Source organism: Vibrio penaeicida, from assembly GCF_030689305.1.
GTDB lineage: Bacteria > Pseudomonadota > Gammaproteobacteria > Enterobacterales > Vibrionaceae > Vibrio > Vibrio penaeicida_B.
In genome coordinates, this window is the sequence record NZ_JAUYVM010000006.1 from 307,640 (window position 1) to 325,734 (window position 18,095).

Annotated in this window: 10 protein-coding genes, 1 tRNA gene, 1 rRNA gene and 1 riboswitch; of the genes, 6 read left to right on the plus strand and 6 right to left on the minus strand. The window is 43.4% G+C overall.

Features of this window, described 5'->3' with window-relative positions; all coding sequences use genetic code 11:
* Positions 1 to 48: 48 nt before the first annotated feature.
* On the minus strand, positions 49 to 618 hold the full coding sequence (locus Q8W40_RS12485) for a single-stranded DNA-binding protein (protein ID WP_305397459.1): 570 nt from the start codon (positions 616 to 618) through the stop codon (positions 49 to 51).
* A 452-nt stretch (positions 619 to 1,070) separates the two neighbouring features.
* Here Q8W40_RS12485 and Q8W40_RS12490 point away from each other — a divergent pair, with 452 nt between their 5' ends.
* From Q8W40_RS12490 to Q8W40_RS12505, 4 genes are all read left to right on the plus strand, one after another.
* Entirely contained in the window at positions 1,071 to 1,730 is a 660-nt protein-coding gene (locus Q8W40_RS12490; protein WP_305397460.1) for a LuxR C-terminal-related transcriptional regulator, read from the plus strand.
* Between the two features lie 91 nt (positions 1,731 to 1,821).
* Entirely contained in the window at positions 1,822 to 2,691 is an 870-nt protein-coding gene (gene galU, locus Q8W40_RS12495) for a UTP--glucose-1-phosphate uridylyltransferase GalU (RefSeq protein ID WP_305397461.1), read from the plus strand.
* Positions 2,692 to 2,818: 127 nt separating this feature from the next.
* Positions 2,819 to 5,641, plus strand: coding sequence for an excinuclease ABC subunit UvrA (gene uvrA / locus Q8W40_RS12500; protein WP_305397462.1), 2,823 nt, complete (start codon positions 2,819 to 2,821; stop codon positions 5,639 to 5,641).
* Between the two features lie 71 nt (positions 5,642 to 5,712).
* The gene (locus Q8W40_RS12505) at positions 5,713 to 7,500 is read left to right on the plus strand and encodes a PglL family O-oligosaccharyltransferase (RefSeq protein ID WP_305397463.1); all 1,788 of its coding nucleotides are present in this window, start codon (positions 5,713 to 5,715) and stop codon (positions 7,498 to 7,500) included.
* Between the two features lie 35 nt (positions 7,501 to 7,535).
* Here the strand turns inward: Q8W40_RS12505 and Q8W40_RS12510 are convergent, their stop codons facing one another.
* The gene (locus Q8W40_RS12510) at positions 7,536 to 8,651 is read right to left on the minus strand and encodes a pyridoxal-phosphate-dependent aminotransferase family protein (RefSeq protein WP_305397464.1); all 1,116 of its coding nucleotides are present in this window, start codon (positions 8,649 to 8,651) and stop codon (positions 7,536 to 7,538) included.
* Positions 8,652 to 8,848: 197 nt separating this feature from the next.
* A riboswitch (Lysine riboswitch) is annotated at positions 8,849 to 9,022 on the plus strand.
* Between the two features lie 118 nt (positions 9,023 to 9,140).
* On the opposite strand from Q8W40_RS12510, the gene lysC reads away from it, so the two are divergent.
* Positions 9,141 to 10,511 carry a lysine-sensitive aspartokinase 3 gene (gene lysC, locus Q8W40_RS12515; RefSeq protein WP_370693383.1) on the plus strand — a complete coding sequence of 457 codons (1,371 nt, stop codon included), beginning with the start codon at positions 9,141 to 9,143 and terminating at the stop codon, positions 10,509 to 10,511.
* Positions 10,512 to 10,571: 60 nt separating this feature from the next.
* Here the strand turns inward: lysC and metH are convergent, their stop codons facing one another.
* A complete protein-coding gene (gene metH, locus Q8W40_RS12520; RefSeq protein WP_370693384.1) occupies positions 10,572 to 14,252 on the minus strand; it encodes a methionine synthase in 3,681 nt (1,226 codons plus the stop codon).
* A gap of 200 nt (positions 14,253 to 14,452) precedes the next feature.
* On the opposite strand from metH, the gene Q8W40_RS12525 reads away from it, so the two are divergent.
* Entirely contained in the window at positions 14,453 to 15,721 is a 1,269-nt protein-coding gene (locus Q8W40_RS12525; RefSeq protein WP_305397466.1) for a cation:proton antiporter, read from the plus strand.
* Between the two features lie 42 nt (positions 15,722 to 15,763).
* Here Q8W40_RS12525 and metA read toward each other — a convergent pair whose 3' ends face one another.
* The 3 genes from metA to rrf form a co-directional block, all read right to left on the minus strand.
* Positions 15,764 to 16,708: a homoserine O-acetyltransferase MetA gene (gene metA, locus Q8W40_RS12530; RefSeq protein ID WP_305397468.1), complete on the minus strand. Its 945-nt coding sequence runs from the start codon at positions 16,706 to 16,708 to the stop codon at positions 15,764 to 15,766.
* Between the two features lie 1,031 nt (positions 16,709 to 17,739).
* Positions 17,740 to 17,816 (minus strand) — tRNA-Asp (locus Q8W40_RS12535).
* A gap of 44 nt (positions 17,817 to 17,860) precedes the next feature.
* Positions 17,861 to 17,976 (minus strand): 5S ribosomal RNA (gene rrf, locus Q8W40_RS12540).
* Positions 17,977 to 18,095: the final 119 nt, after the last annotated feature.

The following is an 18,095-nucleotide window of genomic DNA, read 5'->3' on the forward strand; positions in this document are numbered from 1 at the left end:
TTTCGAAACACTCAAAGATTGAGATTCGTTTTATTCTTCTGTAAATCTCTAGAATGGAATATCGTCATCGAAATCCATTGGCGGCTCATTGTATTGAGGTTGAGCCTGTTGAGGCGCTTGTTGCTGCGGCTGTGACTGCTGCTGTGACTGCTGCTGTTGCGCTGCAGGTTGTTGATAAGACTGCTGCTGTTGCGTTGGCTGTTGTGGCTGCCCCCAACCTCCTTGCTGCTGTCCCATGCCTTGACCTGGAGCACCTTGCCCTTGCTGGCGACCGCCAAGCATTTGCATTACACCATTGAAGCCCTGAACAACCACTTCTGTTGTGTAGCGATCTTGACCGCTTTGATCTTGCCACTTACGAGTTTGCAATTGACCTTCAATGTATACCTGCGAGCCTTTACGCAAATATTCACCCGCTACTTCAGCCAGTTTTCCAAACAAAGCAACACGATGCCATTCTGTTTTTTCACGCTGCTCGCCTGTCGCTTTATCACGCCACGATTCTGAAGTCGCAATGGTAATGTTTGCCACAGCACCGCCGCTAGGCATATAGCGGATTTCTGGGTCATTACCTAAATTCCCCACTAAAATAACTTTATTTATTCCACGGCTAGCCATGTTTTGCTCCGTCTAAATTCACTTCGACTAAAATTTAACGCTCAAGGATACCATGATATCAGCAATGCTCAAATCAAGACCTACATACTAAAATTATAGTTCCTAGTTACCTCTTGGGTTAGGGTCTTTTAACTGGGAGTAACTTGAGTGTCAACATTATTTGTATACGTTCATCATGGCAGATAAGCATATGAAATCGCAACGAGATATTGGATCATTCGACTCTTTTTTAGAAACCGCCGAATTTCAAATCACTATTATAAATATCAATTACTTAAAATATTATCCTCTGCGTTTCTATTTTGGGATGCTCTACAAGAAACGAAGCCAGTGATCGCCATTTTTGCTTTATAAAAAATGATTGATAAATTATTTTTGAACGTTAGATATTCAAACTATTTTATAATCTTGATGAATACTTCATCGTGCACCTTTTGGCCGTGGATTCAAACATGAACGAAAAACCGCTATCACCTGATATTTTCTTGGTTTCTGATAACAGCCAAGGTCACACGTTTCTTTCAAAGACTTTGCTATCAAAACTCTCCAATAAGATAGGTAGGGAAGCGAAAGCCGTTACAGCAAAAGATGTGTATTGCCTTGATGAAACAATCAACCCTCTTCTTTTCTTGATCGATACAACGCATATTTTGGATGACTCCATACTTCAAGAAGCGCTTTTTAGCTTCCCCCAAAAGGTTTACACCATATTGCTGAATGTTGATACGCAAATGACGCTTTCTGAAATACTGAAATGGCGCTGTCTGTATGGCTATTTCTTAAAAACAGACTCACAAGATGATATCTGCAAGGGTGTCGAGTGCATCACAAGGGGTCAAAGTTGGTTACCACGAGACACGATGACTCAAATGGTGGATTACTATCAAACCGCCATGGTCAGTCACAAACCCGCTTTTGATGTTGAGTTAACCCGCAGAGAACTTGATGTTCTGCAAAGCCTGAAAACCGGCGCTTCCAACATGGAGATTGCTGATGAGCTTTTTATCAGTGAGCACACTATAAAATCACACCTATATAATATTTTTAAGAAACTGGATGTTAAAAATCGAATTCAAGCAATGGCGTGGGCTAAGCAGCATTTGTCTTCTTAAAAATGTTCAACTTTTACAGTTCGATTCGCACAGCGACCGTGGTAGAGTTAGGCACAATTTTAGGAACCAAATAATTCAATTAGGATAGATTATGATTAAAAAGTGTTTGTTCCCTGCAGCTGGCTACGGTACGCGCTTCTTACCTGCAACAAAATCGATGCCCAAAGAAATGATGCCAATCGTGAGCAAACCACTCATTGAATACGGCGTAGAAGAAGCGATCGAAGCAGGCATGGATGGCATGTGCATTGTAACTGGTCGCGGTAAGCACTCCATCATGGATCATTTCGATAAAAACTATGAGCTTGAGCACCAAATAAACGGCACCAACAAAGAAGAATTGCTGGTCGATATTCGGAACGTGATTGAGTCGGCTCAATTCACTTATGTTCGCCAACGTGAAATGAAAGGCTTGGGGCACGCAATCTTAACTGGTAAAGAGTTGGTTGGTGACAACCCATTCGCCGTTGTGCTTGCCGATGATCTTTGTGTAAACGAATCGCAAGGTGTTCTGGCTCAAATGGTTGCCCTTTACAAGCAATTTCGCTGCTCAATTGTCGCAGTACAAGAAGTACCAGAAGATGAAACTCATAAATACGGTGTCATTTCTGGTGAAATGATCAAAGACGATCTATTCCGTGTTGATGATATGGTAGAAAAACCAGAAGCAGGCACAGCGCCAAGTAACTTAGCCATCATTGGACGCTATATTCTAACACCTGATATCTTCGAACTTATTGAACAAACAGAGCCAGGCAAAGGTGGAGAAATTCAAATTACCGATGCCCTTTTAAAGCAAGCGAAAGCCGGCTGTGTTCTGGCGTATAAGTTTAAAGGCAAAAGATTCGACTGCGGCAGCGTTGAAGGATACATCGAAGCGACTAACTACTGCTTTGAAAACCTTTACCAAAAAGACAAAAAGAAGACAGAATTAGATAAACACTCGACTCACAAAGCATAACGTCTTCTCTGCTGGATGAAGTATCAGTACCTAAGCTAAATACTGTTATTTTATCCAGTATTTTTTCTTTGCACAAAAATAAGTCTATGTAATACTTGTGGCTATCAATTACACAAGAGCATAGCAGATGGACACCATTGATGTACGTGGCGCCAGAACCCACAACCTCAAAGACATAAACCTCACTATTCCACGAGACAAGTTAATTGTCATTACTGGGCTTTCTGGCTCAGGTAAGTCTTCTTTAGCCTTTGATACTCTTTATGCGGAAGGGCAACGCCGCTATGTCGAGTCTTTATCAGCCTATGCTCGCCAGTTTCTTTCATTGATGGAAAAACCGGATGTTGACCATATTGAAGGTTTATCCCCTGCAATCTCTATTGAACAAAAATCAACATCTCACAACCCAAGATCGACCGTAGGTACGATTACTGAGGTATACGATTATCTCCGACTTTTGTACGCTCGTGTAGGTGAACCTCGCTGCCCTGATCACAAAACACCATTGGCGGCTCAAACGGTTAGCCAAATGGTCGACAAGGTATTGGAACTGCCTGATGGCAGTAAAATGATGTTGCTCGCCCCCATAGTTAAAGAACGAAAAGGGGAGCATGTTAAAACATTAGAAAATTTAGCCGCACAAGGCTTTATTCGAGCGCGAATTGATGGTGATATTTGCGATCTGTCTGATCCTCCAAGTTTGGAGCTTCATAAAAAACATACAATAGAGGTTGTTGTAGATAGGTTTAAGGTGCGAGGCGACCTTCAGCAACGTTTAGCCGAGTCGTTTGAAACGGCATTAGAGCTATCTGGCGGCATTGCCTCTGTATGCGATATGGATGACTCATCCAAGCAAGACATCATTTTTTCCGCTAATTTCGCCTGTTCGCACTGTGGCTATAGCATGCAGGAGCTTGAACCAAGACTGTTTTCATTTAACAACCCTGCGGGCGCATGTCCTACCTGCGATGGCTTGGGTGTACAGCAGTTTTTTGACCCTAGTCGAATCATCGTTGATGCATCAATAAGTCTTGCAGATGGCGCAATTCGAGGCTGGGATAGAAAAAATTATTACTACTATCAAATGCTGGGGGCCGTTGCGGATCATTACGGGTTTGACTTAGACACACCTTTCGATAAATTGCCGAAAAAATTTCAAGATGTAGTGCTTCGAGGCTCAGGTCGAACTCAAATTGAATTTACATACATCAATGATCGAGGTGATAGCCGAACGAAGAAGCACCCATTTGAAGGGATTCTCAATACTCTAGAACGCCGATACAGAGACACAGAGTCCAACTCTGTTCGTGAAGAGCTTTCCAAATACATTTCAACCAAGTCTTGTGGTACTTGTGGAGGCACTCGACTTCGAACTGAAGCACGCAATGTTTTTATCGAAGACACGCCATTACCAACCGTTGCTGAAATGAGTATCAGTGATGCAATGTCGTTTTTTCAAAACCTAGAGCTAACAGGTCAAAAAGCTAAGATCGCTGATAAGGTGATGAAAGAGATCAACGACCGACTCCACTTTCTAGTCAATGTTGGCCTTAATTACCTCAACCTTTCTCGAAGCGCCGAGACTTTATCTGGTGGTGAAGCCCAAAGAATCAGGCTGGCTAGCCAAATCGGTGCTGGCTTAGTTGGTGTTATGTATGTTCTGGATGAACCTTCCATTGGTCTTCACCAGCGAGACAATGAAAGATTGTTAAAAACGCTGATACACCTAAGAGATTTAGGCAATACCGTTTTGGTTGTCGAGCACGACGAAGATGCCATACGCTGTGCTGACTATGTCATCGATATCGGTCCAGGCGCTGGCGTTCACGGAGGTGAAGTGGTTGCAGAAGGTGATATGCAAGCCATTCTCGACAACCCAAACTCTCTTACAGGTCAGTACCTCAGCGGAGCAAAATCCATTGTGGTTCCTAAAGATCGTACGCCAATGGATCCGAAAAAAGTGGTTGAGCTGCTTGGTGCGTCTGGAAACAATCTTAAGAATGTCGATCTGTCCATCCCTGTAGGGCTTTTCACCTGTATTACGGGTGTATCAGGCTCAGGTAAATCCACCCTAATCAATGATACTTTTTACAAGATTGCACAAACTCAGCTTAATGGTGCCAGCATTGCGACTCCAGCACCTTACAAAAAAGTAGTTGGGCTTGAACATTTCGACAAAGTCATCGATATCGATCAAAGCCCAATAGGTCGAACACCGCGTTCAAATCCAGCAACTTACACCGGTATTTTCACACCTATTCGTGAGCTCTTTGCTGGTACGCAAGAATCACGTGCTCGAGGATATAAACCAGGTCGCTTCAGCTTTAACGTTCGTGGAGGGCGCTGTGAAGCTTGTCAGGGCGACGGGGTGATTAAAGTTGAAATGCACTTCTTACCTGATGTCTATGTACCTTGTGACGTTTGTACCGGTAAACGATACAACCGAGAAACATTAGAAGTTCGATACAAAGGCAAAACCATTGATGAAGTGTTGGAAATGACCGTCGAAGATGCGCGTGAATTCTTTGACCCCGTGCCTGTTATTGCAAGAAAGCTTCAAACATTAATGGATGTAGGTTTGTCTTACATTCGACTTGGTCAGGCGGCGACCACGCTTTCTGGTGGTGAAGCTCAGCGAGTAAAATTAGCCAGAGAGCTTTCTAAACGAGATACAGGTAAAACACTGTACATTCTTGATGAACCTACAACGGGTCTGCACTTCCATGACATTCAGCAGTTGCTGACGGTATTACACCGCCTGAGGGATCATGGGAATACCGTTGTGGTTATCGAACATAATCTGGATGTTGTAAAAACCGCAGATTGGGTCGTCGATCTAGGACCAGAAGGTGGACAAGGTGGCGGTGAAATTATTGCGCAAGGAACTCCGGAGGAAGTCGCAAAAGTTAAAGGTTCCCATACGGCTCGCTTCTTAAAACCTATGCTTTAAAACGAAAAATGATAGTATCACTCAACGGTCTGGCTTCAGACCGTTGAAATCTATTAAGGAAACATTCAAATATGGCAACTCTGCTCGTCCGAGGAACACAGCTCGAGTCCAATAAAACCCGAACACCGCTCAATCGAAAATTTTTAATCGTAATAGCGTGTACGTTTTTAGTTGCCATGAATGTTTTTATGCCAAACCCGGGTGGTTCAGGGCTGGCTTTATCATTTAACCCTTCAACTTGGATAGGCCTTTCTTTTGCTTTGGCAATAGGGTTCTATCAGATATCAAACCGCTACCAGATTCGTTATTCCAAACTCGGTGTTGTGCTTCTTTTATGCGGTGTAGTTCTTACCATCCCTATATTCTTACCTAACGCCATTGTAGAAGAGTCTACAGGTCGAATTTTGGGGTTGTGGTCTGGATTAATTTTATTTTTTGTCTTACAACAGTTTCAATTTACAAACAAACAAAAACAGCGCCTACTTTGGCTTATTCTCACTGCCACTGCATTACAAACTCTTTATGGTTATGTTCAGTTCCTTATTCTAGAACCCGATAACATATTAGGTTACAACACGGTCGCTAACCGCCCTTATGGCATTTTTCAGCAGCCCAATGTTCTTGCCAGCTTTTTAGCAACGGGATTAGTCCTTTCTGGTTACCTGCTTGCGAGGCAACCTCAAAAATACAGACGAAAATTGGGGCAATTGATATTCCTTGTCTCCGTCCCGGCGCTCTGCGTATCGCTGCTTGTTATTGTTGCTTCCAGAACAGGGTGGCTAGGGGCGACGCTCGCAACTTTAATGGTCACACCTTACTTAATACGATTTTCTACGCCCAAAAGAGTCTGTGCTTGGCTAATTTCCATTATTGTCGGCATATCGCTTGGTCTGACTGTTCCCCAATTGACTGACTCCAACTTTGATCATTTGATAAAAGATAAGCAGCATTTAGATAGTGTAAGAACAGTTTTTTTCCCACAAGCTATCGATATGATCATCGAGAAGCCATTCACCGGGTATGGATACGGGCAATTTGAATCTTCGTATGTTTTATACACCGCGAGGCAACATCAGTTAAACGCTGATTATCCACCAGCATTGGCAGCGTTAGATCACCCTCATAATGAGCTTATGCTATGGGGAGTAGAAGGCGGTGTCGCAACCATAATCGCCATTCTACTGTCTGGGGCATACATTATTTACAAGGCTTGGTCAGCCCGAAAAGGAACCAAACTTGCGCTTTTGGCACTGTTTGTTCCCATTGCTGTCCACAGCCAATTAGAGTATCCGTTTTATCACTCAGCCATTCATTGGGTGACATTTATCATTCTGCTCTATTGGCTTGATCAAAGAACAGCTCGATATAAAACGGTGAACTTCAGCGTCGTCAGTAAAGTTACATTGAGGGTATCTAGCCTAGTATTACCTATTCTAACCACGTTCTATATGCTCAGTACGCTGCACACAAATTACGTGCTCACTCAATTTGAAAAATCTCAGCCAAGAAATCCTAACATCCTAGAAAAAGTCAGTAACCCCGTGGCGTGGAAAGACCGGTACGATTGGGATGTTTACAGCACATACCTAACCATAGGGCTGTTTACAAAAGACAAAACATTAATAGAGCCCTACATTGAGTGGTCTCAAGATATTATACAAAGAAAACCGAGACCAGCTTTTTACAATAATCTGATCGTGGCGTATCGAGGAATGGACAACGAAAGCAAAGCGAAGCAAATTCAAGAAGAAGCTGAGTACCTTTTTCCCAAACTCGATTTCTCAAAAGTACGATACTCAAAGGCATCTCAAGCAATTATTACGGACAATAATGATGATTCAAAAAAAGCCGCTGAGTAAGCGGCTTTAGTGATGAATGCCAGTATTTCAATACCCTAAAGCGTATCTTCCAACGCCTTGAGGCAGAGTGCTACATTTTCATCACGTGCTCCATACCCCATTAATCCAATTCGCCAAGCTTTACCCGCTAGAGCCCCAAGCCCAGCCCCTATCTCTAGGTTGTATTTTTCAAGTAAAGTGGCGCGTACGCTAGCCTCATCAATACCTTCAGGTATGTATACTGTATTCAGCTGTGGCAAACGTGAATCTTCTTCGACGACAAATTCAAATCCTAAACTTTCTAACCCACTTTTGAGCTTATTGTGCATCGCTTTGTGTCTTGCCCATGCGCCTTCAAGCCCTTCCGTTTTTAGCTTCAATAGAGCTTCATGAAGTGCGTATAAGCTATTAACTGGTGCTGTATGGTGATAGCTTCTCTTGCCCTCACCACTCCAATACCCCAAAACCAAACTCTGATCTAAAAACCAACTCTGTACGGGTGTACTGCGCTGCGTAATCTTCTGAACGGCGGCTTGAGAAAAAGTTAATGGTGACAACCCAGGCACACACGACAAACACTTCTGACTACCTGAATACACTGCGTCGAGCCCCCACTCATCAACATACAGTGGGACACCACCTAACGACGTAACCGCATCGACTATCGTCAACGCACCATGCTGTTTGGCTATACCGGCAAGCGCTTGGGCATCAGAGCAAGCACCTGTAGATGTTTCAGCATGAACAAATGCGAGCACTTTAGCATCCGGATGTTGGTCAAATGCGGCCTGCACTTTTTGTACGCTTACAGGCTCCCCCCACTCATCATCGACAATAACTGCATCACCACCACATCGAAGAACGTTTTCTCTCATACGTTCTCCAAAAACGCCATTTCGACACACAATGACTTTGTCACCGGGTTCAACCAAATTAACAAAACAGGCTTCCATGCCCGCACTGCCAGGGGCTGATATCGCGATGGTGAATTCATTCTTTGTTTGAAAAGCGTATTTCAAAAGCTGCTTTAGCTCATCCATCATGTTGATAAACAGCGGATCGAGATGACCAACCGTTGGGCGACTGATCGCTTGAAGAACTTCGGGATACACATCCGATGGTCCTGGTCCCATCAAAATGCGTCTTGGTGGGTTAAAGCTTGTTATTGTCATAGGTGTTCTCATTTTATTGTAATTGTAGGTTTAAAAAATTGTATACAAGTCTTACTGTACAAATTTTACTCTAATGCATCCAGTGGGCTTAGGTCGAGCGTCTAGAACTCAATTTTTACATAGCCAATATCACAAAATAACAAATTCACGCTTTGTGATTGACATTTTGGCCATAAAACCGTTCAATAAACGGGCTTTCTAGCAGAAGAGGAGCATTGCCCAGGCAGGTGTGGTGTGGAACCCCAATTCCAATACACTTCACTCAGGGGGAGCAGTGCCGAGATGATGATTCATTGCGGGTGAATTGCACATCGGGCGAGTAGGTTGAATCCTACCGACTGTCACCAACAAGGTGAAGAGCTTCTGAGGTGCGCATTCCTTTCTTATGCTTTCCCTCTGCTCTACGTAATCTCTCTTCAACATCGGATGTTAAGTAGTCCTTTTGACTACTGTGTCGTTATTCTTGGACGTATTTTGGGAGACTGTGCTTTGAATGAGAACAAAGCCACTAGCGCATTTAATGTAGCGAAATTTGGCGGAACCAGTGTTGCAAACTTTGAGGCAATGAGCCGCTGTAGCACGATAATAGAAAACAACCCAAATACGCGGTTGATTGTAAGCAGCGCCTGCTCAGGCGTGACAAACCTACTTGTTGAACTTGCGAATGGTGTTCAAGAAGCAAGTAAGCGTCAAGAATTGATTAAGCAGATCACAGATATACATCATCAAATTTTAGACCAGCTTGCGGATCCTGCGCAGACAGAAAAACAAGTCCACACTATTTTAGATTCTGTTGCGAGCGCTGCTGAAGCGGCATCATTCCAATCAAGTGAGAAATTGACCGATCATTTGGTGTCATGCGGCGAGCTTATGTCTACGCACATTCTGACTCAATTAATGAAAGAGCGCGGTATTGATGCTGTCCGATTTGATATTCGTGATGTCATGCGTACTGATTCCGTTCATGGAAAAGCGCAACCAGAGTTAGACGAAATTTCTCGGTTAGCACAAGAAAAACTGATTCCTCTCTGTCAGCAGCAGGTGGTGGTAACGCAAGGTTTTATCGGCTCAGACGCGGATGGAAACACCACAACATTAGGACGCGGTGGCAGTGATTACAGTGCCGCATTAATTGCAGAAGCGGTTGAAGCAGCAGGGCTTGAGATTTGGACAGACGTTCCCGGCATCTACACTACAGATCCACGAATAGCACCTAAAGCGAGCCCAATTCCTGAAATCAGTTTCAGTGAAGCATCAGAAATGGCTAATTTTGGTGCCAAAATACTACACCCATCAACTTTGCTGCCCGCACTTCGCCATCAAATACCTGTTTTTGTTGGTTCATCAAAAGCACCAGAGAAAGGCGGTACTTGGATTCGTCAGCAAGTAGAGAGCGCCCCCCTATTTCGTGCACTAGCATTGCGCTGTAACCAAACCATGGTGACGTTACGCAGTCCAAATATGTTCCAAGCGTACGGCTTTCTTGCTGATGTGTTCCAAATTCTCGCTAAATACAAAATCTCGGTTGATTTAATAACCACATCCGAGGTCAGCGTTTCGCTTACTCTTGATCAAACCAATACGAGTGGTGGAGCGCCAGAATTACCTGCTGAAGCTAAGCGTGAGTTAGAAGAACTGTGTACAGTCGATATAGAACATAATTTATGTTTGGTGGCTCTTATTGGAAACAATATGAAAGAGAGCAAAGGCTACGCGAAGCAAGTATTCAGTACACTAGAAGACTTTAATTTACGTATGATTTGCTACGGAGCAAGTGCTCATAACCTCTGCTTCTTATTACACGAATCTGTGTCTAAGAAAGCCGTACAAGCACTCCATCAAGAGCTTTTTGAAAAGTAACCTTCAAACGAAAAAAAGGGTTGGCAAATGCCAACCCTTTCTCAATTTGTTGCGTATCTATCAGTTAAGATTAGGCCCAAGCCATTTTTCAGCCTCTTCCCACTCCCACCCTTTTCTTTCTGCGTAATCTTTTGCTTGATCTTCTTGGATCTGTGCAATGGCAAAATAGCGTGAATCTGGATGCGAGAAGTACCAACCCGACACTGACGCTCCAGGCCACATTGCATAGCTAGTGGTTAGCGACATATCGATCGCCTCTTCAACTTTAAGCATTTCCCACAATGTACCTTTCTCGGTGTGCTCAGGACACGCTGGATAGCCTGGTGCAGGTCGAATACCTTGATACTTTTCACGAATCAAATCTTCATTACCCAAATTTTCATCTTTTGCGTAACCCCAGATTTCTTTCCTTACCTGTTCATGAAGATGTTCAGCAAATGCTTCTGCTAATCGATCTGCCACCGCCTGAATCATAATGGCATTGTAATCGTCACCTTGCTCCTTATACGCGTCAGCAAGCTCTCGCTCCCCGATACCACCTGTTACAGCAAATGCACCAATCCAATCCTTCTTACCGCTGGATTTTGGTGCGATATAGTCAGACAAGCAGTAGTTAAACCCTTTAGGTTTTTCGGTTTGTTGGCGAAGGTTATGAAGCGTGTGAGCAACTTCCGTTCGGCTTTCATCCGTGTACACTTCAATATCGTCCCCAACACTTGCAGCAGGGAATAGAGCACACATACCTCGAGCTTTAAGCAAGCTTTCACTTTCAACACGATCCAACAAATCATTGGCATCTTTAAACAATCGTTGAGCTTCTTCACCCACTTCTTCATGTTCAAATATTACAGGGTATTTACCTACCAACGACCACGTCATAAAGAAAGGGGTCCAGTCTATATATTTACGTAGCGTGGCTATATCAAAATCATCAAACACATGAACACCAGGCTTAGCTGGAACTGGCGGCGTATAATTCCTCCAATCAATCGCGACTCGATTTTCTCGCGCTCTCTCTACGGTCACAGGTTTAGTTCTAGGCTTCTTCCGGTTGTGCTGGTCTCGAACTCTAATGTAATCTGCATCCAACTTTTCAACAAAACCTGGATACAACTCATTAGATAACAAAGAAGTACACACACCAACCGCACGTGAGGCATTATTCACGTACACCACGGGCTTGTGATAATTCTGTTCAATTTTTACTGCAGTATGCGCTTTGGAAGTCGTTGCACCACCAATAAGAAGTGGCAGTTCAAAACCCTGTCGTTCCATTTCTTTGGCAACATGAACCATTTCATCCAAAGAGGGAGTAATAAGACCAGACAGCCCAACAATATCAACGTTTTCTTCTTTGGCGACTGTAAGGATTTTCTCGCAAGAAACCATCACACCGAGATCAATGATTTCATAGTTATTACATTGCAGTACAACGCCTACGATATTCTTACCAATATCATGAACATCCCCTTTTACCGTCGCCAACAGTATCTTTCCGTTTGTCGAGCTGGCTTGCTTAGAGGCGTTAATGTAAGGCTCTAGGTGTGCAACCGCCTGCTTCATAACACGGGCCGATTTCACCACCTGAGGAAGGAACATTTTACCTTCACCAAACAGATCACCCACCACGTTCATGCCGTCCATTAGAGGACCTTCGATCACTTCAAGAGGTTTGGTCGCGTTTTGACGGGCTTCTTCCGTGTCATCAACGATGAACTCTGTAATCCCTTTAACTAAGGCGTGTTCTAATCGCTTCTCAACAGGGTAGCTTCGCCATTCAAGCGCTGAAGCATCTTCTTCTTTACCTACGCCCTTTCCGGCAAACTCAGCAGCGATATCGAGTAAACGCTCTGTACCATCATCACGACGGTTTAGAACCACATCTTCAACAGCTTCTCGAAGTTTTTCTGGAACGTTATCATAAACCTCAAGTTGACCAGCGTTAACGATACCCATGTCCATACCGTTTTTGAAACAGTGGTATAGGAACACGGCGTGGATGGCTTCACGAACGTAGTTGTTGCCTCTAAAGGAGAAGGAAACGTTGGACACACCACCTGAAATCATAGCGTGTGGCAATTTTTGTTTAATATCACCAACAGCTTCGATGAAATCAACCGCGTAGTTATTGTGTTCTTCTATACCCGTTGCAACCGCGAATATATTTGGGTCAAAGATAATGTCTTCTGGCGGAAAACCAATTTCGCCAACCAGAATGTTGTAGGCATTGGTACAGATTTCGAGCTTGCGTTCGCGTGTTTCAGCCTGACCCATTTTGTCAAACGCCATTACGACCACAGCGGCACCGTATCGTCGAATTAACTTAGCCTGTTCCAAGAACTTTTCTTTCCCTTCCTTTAGGGAAATCGAGTTAACAATACCTTTACCTTGAATGCACTTTAGACCCGCTTCGATCACTTCCCATTTAGAGGAATCAACCATAATCGGAACTTTGGATATTTCTGGTTCAGAAGCACAAAGGTTCAGGAATCGGACCATACAGGCTTCCGCATCGAGCATTCCTTCATCCATATTGATATCGATGATTTGCGCACCGTTTTCAACTTGCTGACGCGCCACATCTAACGCTTCGTCATAGAGCTCTTCTTTGATGAGGCGTTTGAAACGAGCGGAACCCGTTACGTTAGTTCGCTCACCAACGTTAACGAATAAGGTATCTTTCGCTATCGTTAAAGGCTCAAGACCAGATAAACGACATGCCACAGGTATAGTCGGCAACTTACGAGGAGGAACACCTTCGCAGGCTAGTGCCATTTGGCGAATGTGTTCTGGTGTAGTACCACAGCACCCACCCACTAGGTTGAGGAACCCAGCTCTCGCCCATTCACCAATATGTTCAGCCATATCTTCAGGTGATAGATCATACTCACCAAAAGCATTAGGCAACCCCGCATTAGGGTGAGCAGACACACTGCACTCTGAAATGCGTGAAAGCTCTCCAACGTATTGACGCAGTTCATCTGGACCCAACGCACAGTTCAGACCAAATGAAATGGGGTTAACATGCCTTAGCGCATTGTAAAAGCCTTCCGTAGTTTGACCAGAAAGTGTACGTCCAGACGCATCGGTGATCGTACCTGAAATCATAACAGGCAATTCAATGCCCATTTCTTCAAATACAGATTCAACAGCAAATGCACATGCTTTAGCGTTCAACGTATCAAAAATAGTTTCAAGAAGGATGAGGTGTGAGCCGCCTCTAATGAGCGCGCGCGTCGATTCAGAATACGCTTCGACTAACTCGTCGAAACTCACGTTACGATATCCAGGGTCATTTACATCTGGAGAGATCGAACATGTTCGGTTAGTGGGACCAAGAACGCCAGCAACATAGCGTGGTCTGTCTGGGGTTCTTGCCGTCCATTCATCAGCAGCTTCTCTTGCCAGCTTCGCTGCTTCGAAGTTGATCTCTTCGCTCAGGCTTTCCATATCATAGTCAGCCATTGCAATGGTGGTTGCATTGAATGTGTTGGTTTCTAATATGTCGGCACCTGCTTCAAGATACTGACTGTGTATGTCTTTAATAAGCTGAGGCTGAGACAAAACTAAAAGGTCATTGTTACCTTTTAAATCACAATGCCAATCGGAAAAACGTTCACCACGATAATCCTCTTCTTCCAACTTTAAGTCCTGAATCATGGTACCCATACCACCATCGATGAGCATAATTCTTCGGGAAAGTTGTTGTTCGATTTGTTGTCTTAAATTGCTTCCAGCCACACTACAGCCTCATTCCTTATCTTTGCTCTCATCCTACCACACATCCAATAGAAATCTAGACGTCCAAACTAGTAAATTACCGATCTATCACTGCTGATTTTTCACTAAGTAGATGAGCAAAAAAAGTATTTGATATTGTGCCAAAGTAGGAGGAAAATCCGCCAACTACACATTTTGTTACATTTGGAATAACCTAGACCATGTCTGTCTATTACACCCTGTGCTTTCTTTCTGCAGCGGCAATGCTGATCGCTTCTATAAACAGTAAGATAGGAAAGATGCAGAGCACAATTGCCATCACAGCAGGTGCGCTGATCTTATCATTGTTCATTATTGTTGCAGGTCAAAACGATTGGTTTCACTTAACCAAAGTCGCTACTGAAACTATGAGTACAATTAATTTTGAAGCGTTTTTGCTCAAAGGCGTATTAGGCTTTCTTTTGTTTGCAGGTGGGTTGGGAATAAAGCTTCCTAATATGGAAGATCAAAAATGGGAAATTACAATTTTAGCACTCGGTGCGACATTGTTTTCAACGGCGTTTATTGGCGTTGCGCTCTACCTATTCTGTCAAGTAATTGGTATTCAATTCGGTCTCGTATACTGTTTACTTTTCGGAGCGCTTATATCACCAACCGATCCCATTGCAGTTTTGGCCATAGTGAAAAAGCTTGATGCACCCAAACGAATCTCAACTCAAATCGAAGGTGAATCCCTTTTTAATGATGGATTTGGTCTCGTCATTTTTGTCACGCTTTATACCATGGCATTTGGTACGGAATCCCCTACCATCACAAGCGTTACCCTACTGTTTGCTCAAGAAGCTATTGGCGGCATCGTATACGGGTTTGCTCTTGGATTACTATTTCACTATTTAATCAGCGCGACTAACGATCATTCTATGGAGCTCTTATTGACTATAGGAATTCCAACAGCAGGATATGCCTTTGCAGATGTCGTTCATGTATCTGGTCCCTTAGCCATGGTGGTCTCCGGGATTATGATCGGTAACTGGACTCGATTTATCGGTTTTTCAAAAGAAAGTGAAGAGCACTTAGATCACTTTTGGGAGTTGGTTGATGAGTTTTTAAATGGCGTTTTATTCTTACTTATCGGCATGTCTATGCTTCTATTTGAGTTCCATCACGAAGATTGGATCCTAATGGCATTTTCCATACCCCTTGTTTTGACCAGTCGGTACTTGAGTGTTTGGCTCTCTTATTTAGGCTTCACTCGATACCGTAGCTATAATTCTTGGTCAGTAAAAATTCTCACATGGGGAGGACTTAGAGGAGGGTTAGCTCTCGCAATGGCTCTATCCATTCCTCCTGGAATTTTGGTGATTCCTGATAAGCTGATAGACGTAAAAGAGATCATTCTCGTGATGACTTATTCTGTTGTTGTATTTTCCATTCTTATACAGGGCTCCACTATTACCCCAATGATAGAGAAAGCCAAAAAAGAGGAATAAAAACAAAGGGCAGCGATTAAGCTGCCCGAATTTTAAAGCTATTTACTCTTCGTCCTTAGTAAAATTAGCTTCCGAGAAAAGAGACAAGTCATACGGTGTTTGTTGGTAAACGCAGTAGTTTAACCAATTTAGAAATAGCAAATGTCCGTGACTTCGCCAACTGGCGTTAGGCTTGTTATCTGGGTTGTTGTTTGGATAGTAATTGACAGGAATTGGTGGCTCCATCCCCTCTCCTAGATCTCTTATATATTCGTTATGTAATGTGTGAGAGTCATATTCAGGGTGACCAGTGACAAATACATTTCGCTTGTCTTTCGTTGTAGCAAGGTATACGCCGGCAACATCCGATGTAGCCAAAATATCTAAATCAGTATGCTCCGATAAATATTCTGGCGAGAAGTCGGCATATCGAGAGTGTGGTGCTAAGAAAGTATCGTCAAAACCTCTCAGGACTGGATGATAAGGCTGTAAAACTTGATGTTGATACACTCCTGAAAGCTTTTCTTTTCGGGTGCGTTTAGGCAGATTGTACAGTAGCTTTAAGCCTGCTTGTGCAGCCCAACATACATATAACGTTGAGGTTACATGCTCTTTTGCCCAGTTCATGATTGTTTGAAGGTGCTCCCAATAGATTACATCTTCAAATTGAACGAGCCCCAAGGGCGCACCTGTAATAATTAACCCATCAAAATTTTTGTTTTTCACCATTTCAAACTGGCGATAAAACGTATCTAAGTGCTCTGTTGGCGTATTTTTACTTGGTCGATTATCAATTCTTAGTAACTCTACATCTATCTGTAGCGGGCTATTTGATAAGAGGCGAAGAAACTGCGTTTCCGTTTCAATTTTCTTCGGCATTAAATTAAGAATGAGCACTTTAAGTGGGCGTATTTCCTGCGTCGTTGCGCGAGACTCAGGCATTACAAATATATTTTCGTGCCTAAGTGTATCCAAAGCTGGCAATTGATCAGGAATCTTAATGGGCATCTTACTTTCTCCCTAAAGCGTTTAGACGTCTATATGTCCAGACTATAACAGCCAATACCGTATGTCGAGCAGAAACTCCGTCAGGAGAGTGATTAACTGACAGTGATATTCATGCTCATATCATCAAAGGACTCGCAAACATTACTATCTAGATTTAATCTAATTCTTACTCGATTACATGGGGCTTTCGTAGAATAACTTCACGTTCTAAACACCCAAGTCAATATCAATAATCTCAACGCGATTTCAAAATTTTCAAAAGTGAAATGATCCGTAAGATCCCTGAATATATAGAGCTAGATAGGGGCAGTGTATGACCTCGATACGAGGTAAGCTTTGAAGAGCATAGCGTCAAGACTCGCCTATAAGCTAGACATTGAATACAGCCAAAAGCGATAAAGAAACAGCGGTTTGAGCTAAAATACGCTCAAAAAGTATAGGAAAAGCACTGGTCAGAACATAGATAACCTAGCTCAGTCACCTCGCTAAATCAGTGTTATAAGGCTTCCTTCTTATTCTCCAGAATTCAATCCCATCAAACAAGTTTGAATTGGCAGATCCAATAGTCTACTTAGAATCAATACGTCATCTATTATAAAAATATTGATTCTAACGTTTGTGTCACTTGTAGTGGATTCTTAATTATACGAAGAGCATGGATGAGCCGGGCTTGTTAATGTTACAGATTGATATAGTTAAATGGCGGAATGGTTGGGTTAACACACAACTGGGGCTCGTTCGACCGCAGGTCGAATATGTCTTTCCTAAACGCAAAAACCTCAACATTTCTGCTGAGGTTTCTTAAATAAATGGCGGAGTGGCTGGGGTCGCACACGACCGGGACTCGTTCGACCGTAGGTCGAATATGTCTTTCCTAAACGCAAAAAACCTCAACATTTCTGCTGAGGTTTCTTAAATAATGGCGGAGCAGCTGGGGTCGCACACGACCGGGACTCGTTCGACCGTAGGTCGAATATATCTTCCTTAAACGCAAAAAACCTCAGCATTTCTGCTGAGGTTTCTTAAATAAATGGCGGAGTGGACGGGACTCGAACCCGCGACCCCCGGCGTGACAGGCCGGTATTCTAACCAACTGAACTACCACTCCGCAGTGGAATACCCGCTTATCATAAGCAGATGTTCAAATTTAAAGCCTGGCGATGTCCTACTCTCACATGGGGAAACCCCACACTACCATCGGCGCTATTGCGTTTCACTTCTGAGTTCGGCATGGAATCAGGTGGGTCCACAACGCTATGGTCGCCAAGCAAATTCTTAATCTGGAAAGCTGTTTTTTTAGTTCTGGTTCTTACACATTCAATCTGTTCTTATTTGAGTCCATCAAAACCCCTTGGGTGTTGTATGGTTAAGCCTCACGGGCAATTAG